Origin of the sequence: Streptomyces sp. NPDC000345 (genome assembly GCF_042898825.1) — a bacterium.
GTDB lineage: Bacteria > Actinomycetota > Actinomycetes > Streptomycetales > Streptomycetaceae > Streptomyces.
Window position 1 is genome coordinate 325275 of sequence record NZ_JBIAZE010000005.1, and the last position, 18569, is coordinate 343843.

Consider the following 18569-nt stretch of genomic DNA (forward strand, 5'->3'; position numbering starts at 1 on the left):
CGAGCGCCCCGACAGCGGCCGACCCGGCGCACACCGCACCGGCTCCGCGACGCCCGAAGCCCTGAATCCGCACGCCAGATGAGACGTTTCCGCAGGTCACAGACCTGCACAGTGGGGCGGGTGGGACTCGAACCCACGGCCGACGGATTATGAGTCCTTTGAGGATCTTGGCGACCCTTGTCGATCAATGCCCGTCCTGGCCGTTTTCCCAGGTCAGACGAGGTCTGGCGCCGCACTCCTTCTCGACCCTTGTCAGTCTTTTCCGATCCTTGTGTCCAACCTGCGTCCAGAACGCGTCCTGGAAGGACAAGCCCAACCAGCTTCCGAGACGATCGCCCCAGCTCGGGAGTGCGCCTCGAACTCGCCCGCAGCGGATTGCCCTTCCAACGCGCAAGAGCTTCGTCCCTGCACGTCGGGGCGAAGCCTCTGTGCCACCACGTCCCCGTTGACGAGAAGCGGGCTCTTATCCGGCCATCGTCATCGGCATCGCCTCCCGCTGCGTGGTCGGCTCCTCGCGCTCGCTGCTGGTCAGCCCGTCACGCTCACCCCCCGTCGGCCTCGGCCCGTCTGCCCCACAGCCGCACCGGAGTCGGAGTCTGGGTGAGATCGAAGACCTTGGCCACCTGACCAGCCGAGCGATCACTACATCCGCACAGCTCAATGATCTCGGTCCATGACGGACATCCGGGACTGCTGCAGGATCGGATGACAGTGCCACTCGACCTTGCAGCAGTCCCCTCTCCATCTCACGGGCATGTGCGTGTGTACGGCAACGACGGAATTGACGACCGCCACACTTCCTTGCTGAGCGCCGCTCCAGCTATGTCGCAGGCGTAGCGATCCGGAGCGCGATGCAATGTGGTGAGGGCGGCGAGGTCCCATCGCTTCAAGGCACCGTCGGAGCCGACGGTCAGCAAAGTGCTGCCGTCCGGAGTGAAGGCCGTGGCGAGGATGGGGCTGTCGTGGGCGGCGCGTGGAACGCCGTTGAGGTTGAAGGGGCCATCGCTGTCCGCTCCGAGTGTCCAGATCAAGAGGGTGCCGTCGGCCGCTCCGGTGACCACTGTGGATCCGTCGGGTGAGAAGGCGATGGCGGAGACCGGGGCGTGGTGTCCGGCCTTGGGCAGGGCTCGCCTGTGTGCTTCAGACCTTGAACTGCCGTCGAGGTGCCACAGGGTCAGGCTGCCGTCCCCACCGCCCACGGCCAACTCATCTCCTTCAGGAGTGAACTCGACCGCCGAGCCCATGCTTCCAGGACCGTGGAGGTTCACGGCTGCGCTACCAGGCTGCGGGCCGACCGCCGCCACGCCGTATCCTTCGATGCCGTCCTTCAGCACCGGCCACAGTTCCACCTGGTCACTCACCCCGTCTCCCGCGGTCGGGTACATCGGGTCACGCGGTTTCACGCGGGCCATGGTGTTCGTCTGGGGACTGAAGGCAACCCTGCCGGGCGGTGTCCGGTGGTAGGCGCCGTACGGGTTCAGAGTCTCCGACGTGGTGTCCCAGCGGACCAGGTATGTGCCGTCGGCTGCCTCCAGGATCTCCCCGTCCCCGCTGTACCGCAGCAAAGTGATGGGCCCCGTGAAGAGGTACTCGGTCGCGCGTCGCACCGGCCGGGCCATGTCGGTGATGTCCCACAGCTCCACGTATCCGGAACTCCCGGCAACGGCCAGGGCTTTCCCGTCGCGCCGATACGCCAGTGCCGTGATCACTTGATCGCGGACACCCGGGCGCACCTCACCAAGACGCACACGTGAGGAGAGGTCCCGGAAGACCAGGCGACCGTCGGTACCGGGTGTGACGACCACCCGCCCGTCGGGGCTCACGGCGAGCGCGGGTGCGGTGACCGGCAGGGTCTTGCCCACCGTCCGTGGCCAGACAGGGCTACGCAGGTTCCATACCACTGTGTACTCACTGTCGAACAGGCCCTGACGGCAGTCGCGCTCCATCTCGATCGCCCCGCAGGCGGCGATCGAGCCAGCGGGGTGGTAGCCGACCACGAGCCGAGTGCCGTCCGGGGTGAAACGGACGGCGTTCGCGCCCCCGGACTGAGGTGCCGGGAAGGTGTCGGTACGGCGGGGCCGGTCAGGGGTGGTCATGTCCCATACAACGGTGGCGCCTTTCTCTTCGCTGGTGGCAACGCTCTTGCCGTCAGGACTGAACGTCACGTTGTGCCCACCTAGGACAGGCACGCCCAAGTGGACGGGATGACGCAGGTCGGCGATGTTCCACAGCACCACATGGCCGGTCGTGGCCGCCGCGACCACGTGTCCGTCCGGGCTGAACGCGACGGCGTGGACCTGGTGGGGGCTCAGCCGGTCCGTGCGCTTCGGGAGGGACGGCAACCGCAGCACAGCCGCTCGGCGATGCCGCGCGCCGGCCTCCCACAGCGTGACAGCTCCGTGCGTCGCGGACGCGATCAGGCGGCCGTCGGGTGAGAACGGCTGCACGTCGACGTCACGGGAGTAGAAGTCCTTCTGAACTACCTCGAAGGGGGCGCCGATCGCCGTCGGTCGCCTCGGGTCGGACACGTCCCAGACCGTGATCGTTCCCTCGCGGTGCCCGACCGCCAGCCGTCGTCCGTCAGGGCTGAACCGGGCCGTGGCGACGTCCGCACCGAACGCTGCCGGGCCGGCGGGAACGGGACGTTCTCCGCTGCCCATGGCCCACAGCCGGACCTGCCGACGCGCGCCGCCCGATGTCGTCACTAGAAGTCGGCCGTCCGGGCGGGCAGCCAGCACAGTCGGTAAGGGCGTTGTCTCCGTTCGCATGTTCGGCGAAAGCCCCGTGCTCGCCGTATCCCATGTGGCGATCCTGGTCTTCGTTCCAACGGTGCGAGCCAGAACGAGTCCGCCGTCGCGAGTGACGGTCAGCGGCCTCCCCGTCGTACTGCCGAAGAGCCGCGTGGTCGCCACGGTCTGCGTAAGGCTGGCCCTAACCTGGGAATCTCGGTCTGTACGGTAGGCCGCGATGCCCAGTTGCAGGGCCAGCCAGGGGTTGGTCCGGCGCAGCTGCTCGGACTCCGCGACGAGTTGTTTCGCGACGGCCTTGCGCTCGGCCGCCTGGGTCTGCTCCAACGCTTGCTGCTTCTGGTCCAGTTGAACCAGGGCCACGACCATCGCCCCGCAGGACAGCACGAGCAGGATCGACAGGGCCGTGATGGCTCCGGTCAGCCGGCGCAGTCGATGCCGGCGGCTTTCCTTCACGAACCGGTCCACGGGGGGTTCCAGGATGCCCTCGCGAAGCCACTGGAGGCCGAACTCCAGGTCGGGTCCGTCCAGAAAGGAGCGCCGTGGTCTGCGCCCCTTCTGGTTCCACCGGTCTCGCCGCTCCTTGATACGGCGACGCCAGAAGTGGTATTGCTCATCGCGTGCGACCCAATCCTGCAAGTCGCCCCAGTCGGTGACGAGTCGGTCGTGGATGAGTTCGGCGTACGGTTCCCTCGGCGCGCTGTCGGGTCTGCCGGGGTCCGGCCCTGTGGTGACGATGAGCCGTTGGCCCACCAGTGCGGCGAGGATGTCGTCGGCGGCAGGATGGGCGGTCAGTGCGCGCAGCTCGGACAGGGGAACCCTGTCACGAATGTCCGGCATGCGACCGGCCTCGTCCCGGCGCACGAGGGCGGTGAGCATCCTTTGGGCCGCGACCTGCTGTTCGGCGGGCAGCTGATGCATGGCGCGCAAGGCCCAGGAGCGAAGGCTGCCGGTTACACCTTGGTAGGCCCTGTCGACCAGTCGTCCGTCCTCGCGGTTCTCCCACAGGTGCAGGAGTGTGATCTCCAGCAGGGGAAGCAGCTGGGCGGGAGCCCTGCCCGTCTCGGCACCTCCGGGGGTTGCGGCCAGGACGTCGCTCGTGATCCGGTCCGGCAGTCGTTCGTCCCATGTCGCTCCCGCAGCAGCGGCGGGTTCGGTGATGATCGCCTTCAGGTCGTCTCGGCTCAACTCGGAGGGTAGATGCAGCTCGCGGCCGACAGCGTCCAGCAGGACACGTGCGATGTCCATCATGCGGGGAAGGAAGTCGCTGCGCATGATCATGACGACTTTGACCGGGGCGAAGGACGTGATCAGCTCGGTGAGTTCACGCAGAGCGGCATGTGATCCGTCGACCGCTCCGTCGTGCTGCCGGTGCGCCAGCAGCTCTTCGAACTGGTCGATTAACAGAATGAGTCGATCGCAGTCCGGTTCGGCGGCCATGCGCTGCTCGACAGCCGCCGCGATCCCGTGAACGGCTGCCCCGGGGAGCCGGTCCTCCCGGTCCAGGGTGTCCCGGAGGTCACGTCCAGGACGCGGCACGAATACAACCGAAGGCCGTGGGAAATCAGAGGACTTGAGCCTGGGCAGCACCCCTGCACGGATCAGCGAGGACTTCCCAGACCCGGACGGGCCCACGACCAGCATGCCCCTTTTTCCGGACGCGTTCAGCTTGTTCAGCACCTCGTCGACCGCCTCGGCACGGCCCCGGAACCATCGTGCATCACCCTCCTCGAACGGCCGGAGGTCACGGTACGGCTGGACATCGCTGCCGACCTGCAGGTCCGGCCACACTCGGCGCAGTGTCTCCGTGGGGATGGCCATACCGTGATCGTGACCACGCTGGTACACGTCGGGCGGGGTGATGGCCCGGACCATGCCGAGCACCAGGCCGGTCGCTTCGTCAACGAGCGGCGCACCACTGAAGCCGACCGTCAAGGAGTTGGCCTCACGCAACTGCAGAACCGGAAGATCCCCCGAGTCCTGAAGCACTCCGTCCGCAACAGCGGTTCCGGACCGGCCCCGCGGATCAGCATGATGGGGAAACCCGATGGTGCTGAGCCGATGGCCGGCCCGGTGCTCCGCGGCGCCGAGAGCCAATGGGGGAATGCCAGGGACAGGGCCCGTGAGACGGATGACGGCGACGTCTTCGCGGTCCTTGTCGGTCCACGCGTCGGCCAGCACGGTGCCCTCGACCCGCGGCGCCCCGGCAGCCTGAGGAAAGACCAGCAACACTCGCGAGCCTGGGCCGTGCTCACCTTTCTCGATCACGTGGGCACAGGTGAGTACGACTTCGTCACCGGCCCGCCCGCAGAGGAAACCCGCGCCCACCACCCGACCGGTGGCGGAGAGAACCTGGGCCACCGCCCTCTGCACGCGAGGGGGCGGCCACTCGGGCCCGGCTCCCGCCGGTTCCCCTGCTGTGACCACCGCGGCCTCTCACGCCCCGTCGGCGTTGGCGTCGGAAGCCCAGGTCATGGTGACCTTCAGGTGACAACCTGTCTGCGTCCGGGCGATCACCGCACCAGCCTCTGCCGCGAGATTGACCCCGAACTCCACTTCGACGCCGTCCGGGCGCGCCTGCCGCAACTGTTCCAGTACCGTGCGGGCCATGTCCGTGACGGGCCCCAACGCGGTGTGCAGATTCTGGGGCAGCTCACGAATCGCCTCCCCGATCCGCCCCGCCATCACCGGACCGTCGGCGCTCTCCTCGGCCTCGACGAGAACCGATCCCCCGCCCTCCAGCGGAATGCGCGCAATGGCCTGCCCCATGACACCCTCCCCCATCCCCGGACATGACATACATCCAGGACAACCTCGCTCACGCTAGCCGATCGAGCCGCCCGGCAGTCCCGCAATCACGAACTTGCTGGCCGGTCGGGGCAGGGCGGACAGCATGAATCGGCGAGGAGCAGATTTCCCTTCCAACGAACAGCGGCTCCGCCCCTGAGGGGCCCCGAAGATCCCAGTCTCGGGCAGTGCGGCCTCGCGCCGGTGGTCGGCGGCTCCTTACTCTCCCCCGTCGGCGGAATGGAGCTGGAAGTCGACGACGACGCAACCAACCTGTCCGTCATCGGTGCGGCCGATCCAGACGGGGTAGGCCCCGTCGCCCTGGCCGGCACGGAAGGCGATGAGGTTCGGCTCGGTCTCCGTGCTGGGCAGTTCGACGGTGAAATGGCTGTCGAGGGGTATGAAGAGGTCCTCGTCCAGCTGGTCTTCGATCACCGTCCGAGTCGCATCCATGAAAGCCGCTGTGCCGGTATCCACGCCAACCCCGTAGAACTGGCCCTCGCCGAGCAGCCCCAAATCCTCGTCGGGCCGGAGGGCCATTTGCCACTCGCGGGTCGGGATGTCCAGGAACGTCACCCTGGCCGCGGCGACACCGGCCCCGCGTGTCGTGCGCAAAGGCGACAGCGTGACCGGGAACTCGCCCGGTGGCACTGCCACAGTCCGCGGGGCCTCTCCGATCCAGCCGGGGTCCGAGACCGCCAGCTGCCCTGACGTGATCCGCAACAGGCTGGCGTCAACGGGCTCGACGACGGCCAGCCCCTCCGGAGTGTCGCGCACGCCCGGACTGAACAGTTGCTCGATTCCGGTGGCGCGCAGCGGTCCCGCCCCCTCGTCCACCGACACGTCGCTCAGGACCACGGTCGTGGCGGGCTCGTGGCCCTGCTGGGCGAGGAACGACGCGAACACCTGCCAGTCGCCGAATTCCGGTGCGGGGCAGAGGAAGTCCTCGACGGGCGCCGGGAGCAGCCGCACGGGGGCGTGCTCCGGGTCGGAGCTCGACCGGCCGGGTGCCCGAGCGTGCAGTGGCTGCGTCGAAGCCCCCCTCGGCCCGGCGAACTCGGACCTCACCTCGACCATCCTGTCGGCAATGACGGTCGTGGTCTCCTGAACATCCCACTCGGCGGCGAGGCAGGCGGTCGCCCAGTCACCCTACGCTCTCGCGGGCGGCGCGCTGCACGAGGGCGTGCAGCGCGCCGCGCATCGCTGGAGAACATCCGGCGGGACGCCGAGCGGATCCTGGGCCCGAGGAACCCGGACACCCTGACGGTACGGCTGCACGAGGCCCGCTTCCGGATTGAAGAGGGCGCGGTGGCCGCCGCTCTGAACGACTTCACCGAACTCGCCGACCAGGCGGCCGAAGCCCTCCGCACGGGCCATCCCCTGGTACTCGACGCGCGAAGCCACGCTGCGCTCTGCCGTGGCCTGGCCGGCGACGCCGTCGGCGCGCGGGACGCCTGCCCCGCCCTCGTCGAGATGCTGGAACAGCGGCACGGCCCCGGCCATCTGCTCACGCTGAGCGCCCTCACCGATCTGGGCAGGTGGGCCGGCGAGGCGGGCGACACGCATGCGGCGGTTCGACATCTACCTGCGGGCGGTGGCACGGTTGGAGTCCGCCGTCGGCCGCTTTCACCGGGACACCCTCATCGCCCGGCACAACCTCGCGTACTGGCGGGGACTGGCGGGCCAACACGAGCGCGCGGTCGAGGAGTTCACCGCCGCGGCCGAGGACGCCGAGCGCGCGCTCGGCGCCGACCATCCGACCACTCTCACCTACCGCGTCAACCTGAGCTTCTGGCGCGGCCTCGCCGGCGAGCCGGCCATGGCGCTCGCGGAGTTGGCCGAACTGCAGCCCAGAGTCGACAGCGTGCTCGGCGCCGACCACCCACGTGCGCTGCGAACCCGCCAGCAACGCGCCGAGCTCCTGGAACGCTCGGGCGACAGGGGCGGGGCTGCCACCCTGCTCACCTCGCTGCTGGCCGACATCATCCGTGTCCAGGGCAGCGGCCACCCGCGTACACGCGAGGCCGCGGAGGCGCTCGCCCGCTGCGGCGAGCGGGATATCCGGTGAGGTTCGTCGGTCCCGGTCAAGTCCTCGTATCCGCCTCGCCGAGACGGCCCGGCGGGGAGGAACCGCAGGGCGTTCGGCAGGAGGGTCAGGACCCTTGCGAACACCGCACGATCACCCGGAAGACCATCACCGTCCGGCCGATACCGACCTTGCACCGTGCTGATCGCCCTGGAGACGGTTCAGTCGACGGCGTCGCGCAGCAGATCCCGCAGTTTCAGTGCCGCCGGTAGCGGGGCAACAGGCAGTGCCACGTGGACGGTCCGGCGCAGGGCCGAGTCGGTGAGGCGGCGCAGGACGAGTTCGTCGGGGACTGCCCGTGCGGCCAGCGAGGGCACCAGCGCCACTCCCAACCCGGCGGCCGCGTAACCGAACTTCGCCGTCCACTCCGCGATCCGGATGATCTTCCTGGGTGTGAAGCCCGCCCGCGCGCAGGCGTCGGCGAGCATCGTGGGACGGTCGCCGTACGCGCTGTGAAGCCATGCCTCGTCGTGCAGTTCACGCAGGTCGACCGCCCCGGCTCCGGCCAGGCGGTGCCCGCGTGGGAGAGCCACGAACAACTCGTCCTCGCACAGCACGGTCGTCGTGACACCGTCGGCCGACGGCAGACCGGACGGGTAGTCGCTGACGACGGCCAGGTCCAGCGCCCCGTCCGCAAGACGCTGCGTCAGCGTGTCGGTCCAGCCCTCCACCGCGACGACCTCGACATCCGGCCTGGCGTCCCGGAGCGCCCGCAGGGCGGTGGGCACCAGCGAGATGTTGGCGGTGGCGAACGCGCCTACGTGCAGCACTCCGCCGAGCCCCGCATTCAGCACGGCCAGCTCCCGCTCCGCCCGCGACAACCGGTCGAGCACCTCCATGGCGTGCCGGTGCAGCGTACGGCCGGCGGGATTGAGCCGTACGCCCCGGGGGAGGCGCTCGAACAGCGGCCCGCCGGCCTGCTGTTCCAGCGCGGCGATCCGCCGGGACACCGCGGACTGTGTGTAACTGAGGCGCACCGCCGCCTTCGTGAACGACCCCGTCTCGGCCACGGCCACCAGCAGCCGCAGCGCGTCGATCTCGAACACGTTCCTCCCTCCGAGATCCGTCTTTCTGCAGCGCCATCCTCCCACGACACATTCCTTCAGCGCATAGATCCCATGCGATTCAGTCGCTGGTGGAATGCCAGGCCTGCCCATACCGTCGTCCGTGCGGCGGGGCTCCGCAGGGGGAAGGCGCCCCGCCGCACCCGTGGCTCACGAGTTCCGAGGGGGAAGTGTGGTGTGTCGAAGGGAAGTCGCGACGGGATGGGACCGGTGACCCGGGGAGCCGCGCTCTCGTTGCCGACGATGCTGGCCGATCTGGAGAGGCTCGTGCTCTGCGAGTCCTTCTCATCCGACCACGCGGCGGTGGCGCGCAGCGCCGAGGTGGTCGGCGCCCTCGGGACGGCGCTGCTGGGCGCCGGACCGGAGACGATCGTGATCGACGGTGTGACCCACCTGCGGTGGACCTTCGGCACCCCGCGGGTCCTCCTGGTGGGACACCACGACACGGTGTGGCCCATCGGCTCGCTCGAGGACCACCCCTGGTCGGTGACCGACGGAATCGCCCGCGGCCCCGGGGTCCTGGACATGAAGGCGGGCCTGGTGCAGATGCTCCACGCGCTGGCCTCCCTGCCCTCCCCGGACGGGGTGTGCGTACTGGTCAGCGGGGACGAGGAGGTCGGCTCCGCGACCTCCCGGGAGCTGATCGAGGAAGCCGCACGGGGGTGCAGGGCCGCTTTCGTACTGGAGGCGTCCGCGGACGAGGAGGGTGCGCTCAAGACCGCCCGCAAGGGCAATTCGCGGTACGAGATCGTGGTGCACGGCCGGGCCGCGCACGCGGGTCTGGAACCGCGGAAGGGGGTCAACGCGGCGGTCGAGGCCGCTCATCAGGTGCTGTCCATCGCCGACCTCGGGGCCTCGTTGCTCGGAGCCTCGTCGGGTGCCGACGGCGGCGCCCACTCCGTCCTGGGCCTCGCGACCGTTACGCCCACCCTGCTGTCCGCCGGCACCGCCCGCAACACGGTGCCCGCGCTGGCCCGGGTGTCGGTGGACGTGCGCGTGCCGACGACTGCGGCGCAGGACCTGGTCGACGAGCTCATGAGGGGCCTCGACGCCCGGACGCCCGGAGCCCGGCTCGAGGTGCTGGGCGGCAGGCAACGGCCGCCCATGACACCGGAATCGTCCGCCGAACTGTTCGCCCTCGCCTCTCGACTCGCCACGGAGTCGGGCCAGGAACCGCTGCGGGGGATCGCCGTCGGCGGCGCCTCGGACGGCAACTACACCGCGGCGGTGGGCTGTCCGACGCTGGACGGCCTGGGCGCCGTGGGCGCCGGCGCGCACGCGGACAGCGAGTACGTCGAGGTGGCGCGGATGGTCCCCCGCGCCCGTCTGCTCGCCCGGCTCATCGAGCACACGACCAAGTGAACACGCGACCAGCTGAAGCGGCTCGACGAGGTCGCTCCGATATGAAACCGAGGCCCTGTATGAGCGTGCCGGGTTCCCTGTCCCCGGAAGTCGCCGAACTGGCTTCCCGCAAGAACCTCGGCCGACTCGAACACACCTTCCTGCCCAGGAAGGAGGTCGACGTGCAGGAGAAGCGCAGCGGACTGCTCATCGCCGCCTACCTGGCCGCCATCGCCTGCCTGGCGACCGGGGGCATCCTGTTGTGGCTCTTCGTGGACCGGGTGCTCGCGTTGTTCCCCCTGCTCGTCGCCGTGGGCATGGGTGTCCTGTACGACGGCCCGCTGTTCCCCGCGAAACCGGGCGGCCAGTGCCTGTACCTCTTCGAAAAGGGTCTGCTCATGGACCGGGGCGCTGGGCAGTTGTTCGCGGTCTCGTGGGACCAGGCGGTCCATTACCAGGCGACAGTCACGCAAACGATCAGTTACATGGGCCGGCATATGACGTCATCGACCTTCCACACCTCCACCCTGGTGGCGCCCAGCGGCGCCACGGTCAAGATCTCGAACACGTTCGCCGCCGACTTCAGGACCTGGATGCCCCTGATAGCCGAGGCCATCGGCCGCGCCCAGGCCCAGAAGGCGTGGGACGCGGTCCAGGAGGGGCGGAAGACGCCCTACGGCCCGTTCGAACTGGATGCCACCGGCATCACCGCCACGCGCAAGGGAACCCTGCCCTGGCCGATGGTCGAGGCGATCGATGTCCACGCCGGCGTCGTGGTCGTCCGACAGTACGGACGGCGCAAAGCATGGGCGCAGGCCGAGGTCAAGACCGTGCCGAACCTCCTGGTCTTCCTGACCGTCGCCTTGAACCTCTGCGGCAGGTGACCTGCACACTGCCGACAGGCTGTTGTGTGCGTGGGCCAATGAAGCGGGCGTTCCTCTGTCCGACGGCATCCGGCGGAAGCGGTGGCTGTAGCCGCGCTGGGTGGCCGTTCCGACGAGGACACCGTCGCGCTCGACCCGGTCCGTCCACGGGTGGCCGCGCAGGTCGCGGGGCATCATGTCCATGAAGGTGTGGTGCGGGCCGCCGCCGTGTCAAGGGGGCCGTCTCCCCGGGGCAAGGGGTCCGTCTCCCCAGGGCAAGGGGTCCGTTTCCTCCGGCGCTCAACTCCCGCCGCGGCAGCGGACCAGCGATTCCAGACGTCGCACAGCACCCCGGCGCGATTGAGCCCTCGTCCTTCCTGATTCGTTCGGGTCCTTCCGGCACTCTGCCGGCGAGCAGTGGAGCGGCCGCGGCCAGCTGGGCCCGGCCGTCCCGCCGGCGCCTGCGGAGGCAACCCGCTGTGCGACACGTACCCGCGCCGACGGACGGTCCGCCTCAGCCCGGACTGGTCAAGGCACGGCGTGGCGGGCGCAGCGCGTTCCCGCGAATTCGCGTTCCCGGAGCGCCGCGCCCGCACCCGGCTCAGGGGTAGCTGATCACGGGGCTGGTGCCGTACGAGCCGACGACCGGGGTGCCGGCCTCGTTGACGGTGCGCTCGATGCCGCCGCTGCCGTCGAGGAAGACAGTCACCGCGTCGTGGAATCGCACCCCGGCCCGGCGTGGCGCCTCGACCGCCCGGTCGCAGCGGATGTCGACGCCCTGGCTGAAGTACGCGTAGACGCCCAGCCCCCACGCCTCGTGCTCACGGACGTGGTCGGCGACCCTGTACGACGCCCAGCCCCGCCCGGTCGGGCTGTGCCAGGCGGCCTGGCTCGGCGGATCGTACGGCAGCTCGCTCTGGTAGAAGACGGTCCGGCCGCGCTCGCCGTTCCAGACGGTCTGCCACCGCTGGTAGTGCTCGACGAAGAGCCCGTACGCGGTCACGTCGTCACCGTTGACCACCACGCCGGTGTCGGCGGTGTTGACGGTCCAGCCGAAGGTGCCCGCCTTGCCGTGGTCGGCCCGCCAGGCCCAGATGTTGTCGATCAGGGTGTGCCGGCTGTTGACCACCAGGCTGGTGACCGCCCGGCCCGCGTACGGGCCGCCGATCCGGAAGAAGACGTCCTGGAGCGAGATCGGGTTGGTCGCGTGCGACCGGTGACTGTGCCGCTTGCCGACCTCGACCAGCACCTCCGACTCGACCGGCCCGGCGTCGACCAGCACCCCGGCGATGCGTACGCCGTCCACGTCCTCGATGCGCAGGGCCGCGTCGCCGGTGGTCGGGGCGAGGCTGGGCATGCCGAGGCCGAGCACCACGGTGTCGGGATGCTTGACCCGCAGCGCCCGGTCGAGGTGGTAGACGCCGGGGGTGAGCAGCAGGTGCCGGCCTCGGGACAGCTCCTGGTTGATCCGCTGGGCCGAATCGGTCGGCCTGGCGATGAAGAAGTCGGCCAGCGGCAGCGCGGACACCGGCCGGGCGCCCGCGCCCCAGGTGGTGCCGGCGGTGTCGCGCCGCAGCCCGGGTACGGCCACCCGCCAGCAGCCCTTCCCGTCGATGAAGAGGTACGGCTTCTCCCGGCTCAGCGGGCTGGTCGGCAGCGTGGTGTACGGCGGGTCAGGGAAGCCCTGCGCGGGCGCGCCGACCACGCCGGAGAAGACCTGGTTCCAGACTCCGTTGGTCCAGTCGCCGCCGAGTTCGCTGTCCCGGGTCAGCCACTGCTGCTGAGAGCCGTTGATGGTGATGCCGTCGACCTTGGAGTCGGCGATGTACCCGCCACTGGAGTAGCCGCCGTTGCCGGGCTCCAGCCAGAGGATGCCCTTGATGTGCACCCGGCGCATCGGTGACGCCTGGGAGACCGCCCACTGGTTCGACCAGTCGGTCGGGCTGACGGCGAGGTTCTCCACCGAGCGCCAGAAGTTGGTGAGAGCCGAGATCCCGGCCGGCGAGTGGGGGTCGGGCTGGCCGATCACGCGTACCGCGCCGTGGATCTCCACGTCGTCCGGGTGCGCGCCGAGGCCGGCGACGGTGGTGTAGTAGCCGAGCTTCGCGTCGACCTCGTAGCGGCCGGGCTTGAAGAGCACGGCGTACCGGTCGGCGCCCATCTCGTTGCGTTCCTGCGCGGCGAAGAGCCGGTCCAGGGTGGCCTGGATCTCCTCGGCAGGGGTGGTCGGGCCGTACACGAAGACGTTCGGGCCGAGATCCGGGTCGGCGCCGTCGGCACCATCGGCACCGCGGGGCGCGGCGGCGGCCGGCAGGGCCGGGAGCCCGAGGGCGGTGAGGGACGCGGCCGAGGCGGCGGTGAGGGTGAGGAAACGACGGCGGGAGCGATCGAGTGGTCTCATCTGCCTGCTTGTCTAGGGAGTGGGGACGGGCCTACCACGAGGCGAGGGAGCGCTCTCATGGTCGGCATTGCTGTTCTTGGGGCCGTCGGTCCGCTGCAGTCCGCCCTCACCACGATTCTCGGCTGGGCGAGCAGCGATGCCGGACACGAGGGCTCTTGGGTCGCGAGGCACCTGGCGCGCCGCAACATCCCGGTGACGTACGGCCGACCAGGAGGAGGCGAAGGCGCCCGACGGTGGGACGACGCGGCGTCGTCCCACCCGATCAGTGCTAGGACTGGAGGACCTGCACATAGTCGACGACCATCGGGTGGCCGGGCTCGGTGGCGCCGGTCGGACCCCCGCCGAACGCGTTCGGGAAGGCGCCGCCCATCGCCACGTTCAGGATGAGGAAGAAACCGTGGTTGGTGGCGTTGGCCCAGGTGGTCGCATCCATCTGGTTCGCCGTGACGGTGTGGTAGTTGACGCCGTCGATGGAGAACCGGATCGTCTCCGGGCTCACCGAGCGGTCCCACTCCATGGTGTAGGTGTGGAAGCCGGACTGGCACGTGGTGTTCGGGCACGCGGTCGAGTTGCCGATGCCGTTGGTCTCGTTGCACGGGCCGCCCGGGTTGGTGCCGCAGTGCATCGTCGCCCATGTGGTGTTCAGACCCTGGACGTTCTCCATGACATCCAGCTCACCGATCCCCGGCCAGTTCTGATAGTTGCCCCGGAAGGGTGCGCCCAGCATCCAGAACGCGGGCCAGTAGCCCTTGGCGGCGGTGCCCGTGGCGTTCGGCATCTGCAGGCGCGCCTCCACGCGCAGCTTGCCGCCCGCCGGAGGCTGGAAGTCGGAGCGGATGGTCTCGATGCGCCCCGAGGTCCACTTGCCCGCGCTGCGGCGCGGGGTGATGAGCAGGTTGCCGTTGCCGTCGAGCGCGACGTTGTTCGTGCTGGAGGTCATCGTCTCGACCTCGCCGGTGCCCCAGTTGGCGGAACCGCCCGGGTACGACGTCCCGGTGTCGTACTGCCACTTCGACGTGTCGACGCCGGAGCCGGCCAGACCGTTGAAGTCGTCGAGGAAGACCTGGGTCCAGCCGGTCGGTGGAGCGGGAGCCGAGGCGTCCGCGGACGGTGCGGCGGCCGTGGCGACGGCCACAGCGAGTCCCATCGTGCTGAGGACGGCGACGAGCGCCCGTCTCAGGGAGCGCCGTCTGCGGGGGATGCCGGAGGAATCACTCATGGGGGCCTCTCGGGGTACGGGGAGTTGACGCGCGGGTGCTTGAGAGCGCTCTCAAGCGAAAGACCGGCTCAATGTGCTCTCCACCACTTCGGCTGTCAAGAGGTGAAACGGAGGGAGTCTTTCCGGGGAAGGGAGGGAGAAATCCGGGCATGTCCGGCCGAAGGTGCAGAGAGATCGGCCGGGCGCCGCTCCCTCACGGCGACTGGCGGCGGCGCGAGGCTCCCTCACGGCGACTGGCGGCGGCGCGACCTCCCCGCGCCGTGGCCCGCATCGTCAACCGCCCCCTTCCCGCCGTCGCCCCTCCTCGCGGTGCGTGCCGTGCACTCCGGTCACCGGCCCCTCGCTCCGGCACACCCCTCGGGCCTGCCGGTTCCATGAGCCAGGCCGAGGCCTGCCGGCGAACTTCCCCACGCGGCCGTACCCGCCAGGGGTACAGCAGGACGCTCCCGGTTCGCCCCCTTCTCGGCTCGCGAAACAAGCCCGCCCCTGAACGTCGCCGCCGGCGACCCCCGGCGGACGGGGCCGAGGCCGGGGCCGACCCGGACCAGCCCGCTGCACATTCGGCTCTTGACGTAGCCCGCGCCACTGCGGCAGTCTCCTCGACGCCGTCTGAGAGCGCTCTCAAGAGTCGCTTCCGGCATCTCACGCCCCGCATCCCGCCCCAAAGTCATGGGAGGCTTCCATGCCCATCTCCCGAGCCGTCAGACGCGCCACCCTCAGACTCGGGGCGGTCGCACTCGCCAGTGCCCTCCTCGCCGCCTGCGGGGCCGGGTCGTCCAAGTCGTCCGCGGACGGCGACGGCAAGGTCACACTCACGATCGATCTGTTCGGCACGTTCGGCTTCAAGGAAGCCGGCCTGTACGCGGAGTACGAGAGGCTCCACCCGAACGTCACGATCAAGGAGTCCAGCACCGAGAACGAAGCCGACTACTGGAAGGCACTGCAGACGCGGCTCGCCGGCGGCGGAGGGCTCGCCGACATCCAGGGCATCGAGGTCGGCCGCGTCGCCTCGGTCACCCAGCAGCAGGCCGACAAGTTCGAGGACCTCAACGCCTTCGGGGCCAAGGCCCTCAAGAACGACTACTCCGCGGCCAAGTGGGCTGCGGCCACCACGTCCGACGGCCGCACCCTGGGCCTGGGGACCGACATCGGCCCCGAGGCGATCTGCTACCGGACCGACCTGTTCAAGAAGGCCGGACTGCCCACCGACCGCGACGAGCTGGCCAAGAAGTGGGCCACCTGGGACGGCTATCTGCAGCTGGGCAAGCAGTACCAGGCCAAGGCAGGCTCCAAGAGCCACTGGATGGACAGCGTCGGCAGCCTCTACTCACTGATCGTCGGACAGCAGAGGGAACGCTACTACGACACCTCCGGCAAGCTGATCTACCAGGACAACCAGGCCGTCAAGTCCGCCTGGGAGACCTCTGTCAAGGCCGCCCAGGACGGGCTGAGCGCCAAGCTCGCACAGTGGACCCCCGCCTGGAACCAGGCGTTCAGCAGCGGTTCCTTCGCCACCATCGGCTGCCCCGCCTGGATGCTGGGCTACATCAAGGGCCAGGCCGGTACAGCAGGCAAGGGGACGTGGAACGTGGCCTCGCTGCCCGGCGGCGTCGCGGGCAACTGGGGCGGCTCGTACCTGACCGTCCCCAAGGGCTCCCCGCAGGCGAAGCAGGCGTACGACCTCATCAAGTGGCTGACGGCGGCACCGCAGCAGGAGAAGCTCTTCAAGAAGCAGGGCAGCTTCCCCTCCAACCTCGGCGCCGTCAAGGCGGTCGACGACGTCACGGACCCCTACTTCAGCAACGCCCCGATCGGTGAGATCTTCGGCAAGGCCGCCGAGACCTCGCCCGTGCAGGTGCTCGGCGTGCACGACAACGACGTGAACACGCAGATCACCAACGCGCTCGGCGAGGTCGAGCGCAAGGGCACCAGCTCCGGCACGGCCTGGGGCCACGCCGAGAAGGGCATCGAGAACGCGGTCGGCTGACCGGCTCTCCCCCCAGCGGGGGCGCGAAGGACCCGCCTCCCCGGCCCTGCCGCTCTCCTTCGCGCCCCTGCCTCCTCGACGTCCTCCGGATCTCTCCGATCGAAGGTCCCACCATGACCCTGACCGCCCCCGCCGCGCCGCGGACGGCGCGGCCACCGGCCCCCCTGCGGCGGCGCCTGTCCCAGCTGTCGCCGTACACGTACATCACCCCGTTCTTCACGCTCTTCGCCGCCTTCGGGCTGTTCCCGCTGCTCTACACCGCGTACGTCTCGCTCTACCGCGTCGAACTGCAGACCCCGGGACAGATGGAGTGGCGGGGCCTGGACAACTACACCGCGCTCTTCGGCGACGAGTACTTCTGGACCGCGCTGCGCAACACCTTCACCATCGGTGTCATCTCCACCGTCCCCCAGCTGCTGATGGCCCTCGGCCTGGCCCACCTGCTCAACTACAAGCTGCGCGGCCGCACCTTCTTCCGCGTCACCATGCTGCTGCCCTACGCCACCTCCGTGGCCGCGGCCACCTTGGTCTTCGCCCAGCTCTTCGGCCGCGACTTCGGGCTGATCAACTATCTGCTCGGCCTGGTCGGCATCCACCCGGTCGACTGGCAGTCCGGCACCGTCGCCTCGCAGATCGCCGTGTCCACCATCGTCACCTGGCGCTGGACCGGCTACAACGCGCTGATCTACCTCGCCGGCATGCAGTCCATCCCGGCCGACCTGTACGAGGCCGCCGAGCTCGACGGCGCCTCCCGCTTCCGGCAGTTCCTGCACGTCACCCTGCCCGGACTGCGCCCCACCATCCTGTTCACCGTCGTGGTGTCCACCATCGGCGCCACCCAGCTGTTCGGCGAACCCCTGCTGTTCGAGGGCAGCATCTCCGGCGGCATCTCCCACCAGTACCAGACCCTCGGCCTGTACATGTACGAACAGGGCTGGGGCTTCTTCCACCTCGGCCGCGCTGCCGCCACCGCCTGGGTGATGTTCCTGCTCATCGTCCTGCTGGTGCTGTGCAACACCGCCATCGCCCGCCGCCGCAGCGGTAAGGAGACCGAGCGATGACCACACTCACCGCGCCGGAGCGCACCCGGAAGACCGCCGATCCAGCCCGTCCGGCCCGCGGCCCGCGCGGGGGGCGGGCGGGAGGCCAGCAGCACGGCGGCCGTCTGGCATACGCCATCCTGATCGCGGCGGCCCTGTTCTCGGCGTTCCCCTTCTACTGGACGATCGTGGCGGCCACACGCTCCAACGCGGACCTGGCCAAGACCCCGCCGACGCTGCTGCCCGGCGGCAACCTGATGCACAATGTCGGTCAGGTGCTCGACCAGGCCGACATCGGCAAGGCACTGCTCAACTCACTCATCGTCTCCGGATCGGTCACGGTGGGGACCGTGCTGTGCTCCACCCTGGCCGGCTTCGCCTTCGCCAAGCTCCGCTTCCGGGGACGCAACGCGCTGCTCGCCCTCACGATCGGCACGATGATGATCCCGCCCCAGCTCGGTGTGATCCCGCTGTTCATGGTCATCGCCAAGCTGCACTGGGTGAACCAGCTCCAGGCCGTCATCCTGCCCGGGCTGGTCTCCGCCTTCGGAGTCTTCTTCATGCGCCAGTACCTGGTGCAGGCGCTGCCCGACGAGCTCATCGAGGCGGGCCGGGTCGACGGCGCTTCGACGGCGCGCATCTTCTGGAGCGTCGTCATCCCGATCGCGCGGCCCGGTATGGCGGTCCTCGGGATGCTCACCTTCATGGCCTCGTGGAACGACTTCTTCTGGCCGATCATCGCCCTCACCTCGCAGGAGCCGACGGTGCAGGTCGCTCTGCGGCAGCTGGGCGGCGGGTACGTCCACGATCAGTCCGTCATCATGGCCGGCACTCTGCTCGGCACCCTGCCCGTGCTGCTGGTCTTCGGCCTGCTGGGCCGGCACATCGTGGGCGGCATCATGCAGGGCGCCGTCAAGGGGTAGAAGCGGCGCCCGGCGGCCCCACCGCCGCGGGTACCACGTGCCCGCCGCAGGCGGCCCCCGGTCCACAGCCTCATGCCCCGGCGCGGTACGTCCGCCCCGCTTCGCCGCGCC

General features: G+C 69.7%; 12 protein-coding genes and 1 pseudogene. 6 read left to right on the plus strand and 7 right to left on the minus strand.

Features of this window, described 5'->3' with window-relative positions:
• Positions 1–746 precede the first annotated feature (746 nt).
• The 4 genes from ACFY30_RS14555 to ACFY30_RS14570 form a co-directional block, all read right to left on the minus strand.
• Positions 747–5108, minus strand: a complete 4362-nt coding sequence (locus ACFY30_RS14555; protein ID WP_390845539.1) for a trypsin-like peptidase domain-containing protein — start codon at positions 5106–5108, stop codon at positions 747–749.
• 75 nt (positions 5109–5183) lie between these two features.
• Positions 5184–5516 (minus strand): CU044_2847 family protein, encoded by a 333-nt coding sequence (locus ACFY30_RS14560; protein WP_390845540.1) that lies wholly within the window; start codon positions 5514–5516, stop codon positions 5184–5186.
• Positions 5517–5753: 237 nt separating this feature from the next.
• Entirely contained in the window at positions 5754–6506 is a 753-nt protein-coding gene (locus ACFY30_RS14565; RefSeq protein WP_390845541.1) for a DUF4241 domain-containing protein, read from the minus strand.
• A 177-nt stretch (positions 6507–6683) separates the two neighbouring features.
• Positions 6684–7100 carry a hypothetical protein gene (locus ACFY30_RS14570; protein WP_390845542.1) on the minus strand — a complete coding sequence of 139 codons (417 nt, stop codon included), beginning with the start codon at positions 7098–7100 and terminating at the stop codon, positions 6684–6686.
• Here ACFY30_RS14570 and ACFY30_RS14575 point away from each other — a divergent pair.
• Positions 7099–7602 (plus strand): tetratricopeptide repeat protein, encoded by a 504-nt coding sequence (locus ACFY30_RS14575; RefSeq protein ID WP_390845543.1) that lies wholly within the window; start codon positions 7099–7101, stop codon positions 7600–7602. The genes ACFY30_RS14570 and ACFY30_RS14575 overlap by 2 nt on opposite strands.
• 179 nt (positions 7603–7781) lie before the next feature.
• Here the strand turns inward: ACFY30_RS14575 and ACFY30_RS14580 are convergent, their stop codons facing one another.
• Entirely contained in the window at positions 7782–8666 is an 885-nt protein-coding gene (locus ACFY30_RS14580; protein WP_390845544.1) for a LysR family transcriptional regulator, read from the minus strand.
• Between the two features lie 261 nt (positions 8667–8927).
• Between ACFY30_RS14580 and ACFY30_RS14585 the strand changes: the two genes are divergently transcribed.
• Together ACFY30_RS14585 and ACFY30_RS14590 are read left to right on the plus strand one after the other, a co-directional pair.
• Complete coding sequence (locus ACFY30_RS14585; RefSeq protein WP_390845745.1) at positions 8928–10046, plus strand: M20 family metallopeptidase; 1119 nt, start codon at positions 8928–8930, stop codon at positions 10044–10046.
• 59 nt (positions 10047–10105) lie between these two features.
• Positions 10106–10909 (plus strand): DUF6585 family protein, encoded by an 804-nt coding sequence (locus tag ACFY30_RS14590; protein ID WP_390845545.1) that lies wholly within the window; start codon positions 10106–10108, stop codon positions 10907–10909.
• Positions 10910–11489: 580 nt separating this feature from the next.
• On the opposite strand, the gene ACFY30_RS14595 is transcribed toward ACFY30_RS14590, so the two are convergent.
• On the minus strand, positions 11490–13289 hold the full coding sequence (locus ACFY30_RS14595) for a coagulation factor 5/8 type domain-containing protein (protein ID WP_390845546.1): 1800 nt from the start codon (positions 13287–13289) through the stop codon (positions 11490–11492).
• A 271-nt stretch (positions 13290–13560) separates the two neighbouring features.
• Positions 13561–14508 (minus strand): annotated as a pseudogene (locus ACFY30_RS14600) (glycoside hydrolase family 16 protein); the annotation flags it as partial.
• 682 nt (positions 14509–15190) lie between these two features.
• Between ACFY30_RS14600 and ACFY30_RS14605 the strand changes: the two are divergent.
• The 3 genes from ACFY30_RS14605 to ACFY30_RS14615 all read left to right on the plus strand — a co-directional run bounded on the left by ACFY30_RS14605 (position 15191) and on the right by ACFY30_RS14615 (position 18458).
• A complete protein-coding gene (locus ACFY30_RS14605) occupies positions 15191–16495 on the plus strand; it encodes an ABC transporter substrate-binding protein (RefSeq protein WP_390845547.1) in 1305 nt (434 codons plus the stop codon).
• A 113-nt stretch (positions 16496–16608) separates the two neighbouring features.
• Positions 16609–17556: a carbohydrate ABC transporter permease gene (locus ACFY30_RS14610; protein WP_390845548.1), complete on the plus strand. Its 948-nt coding sequence runs from the start codon at positions 16609–16611 to the stop codon at positions 17554–17556.
• Positions 17553–18458, plus strand: coding sequence for a carbohydrate ABC transporter permease (locus tag ACFY30_RS14615; protein ID WP_390845549.1), 906 nt, complete (start codon positions 17553–17555; stop codon positions 18456–18458). Before ACFY30_RS14610 ends, ACFY30_RS14615 begins: the two co-directional genes overlap by 4 nt.
• Positions 18459–18569 lie beyond the last annotated feature (111 nt).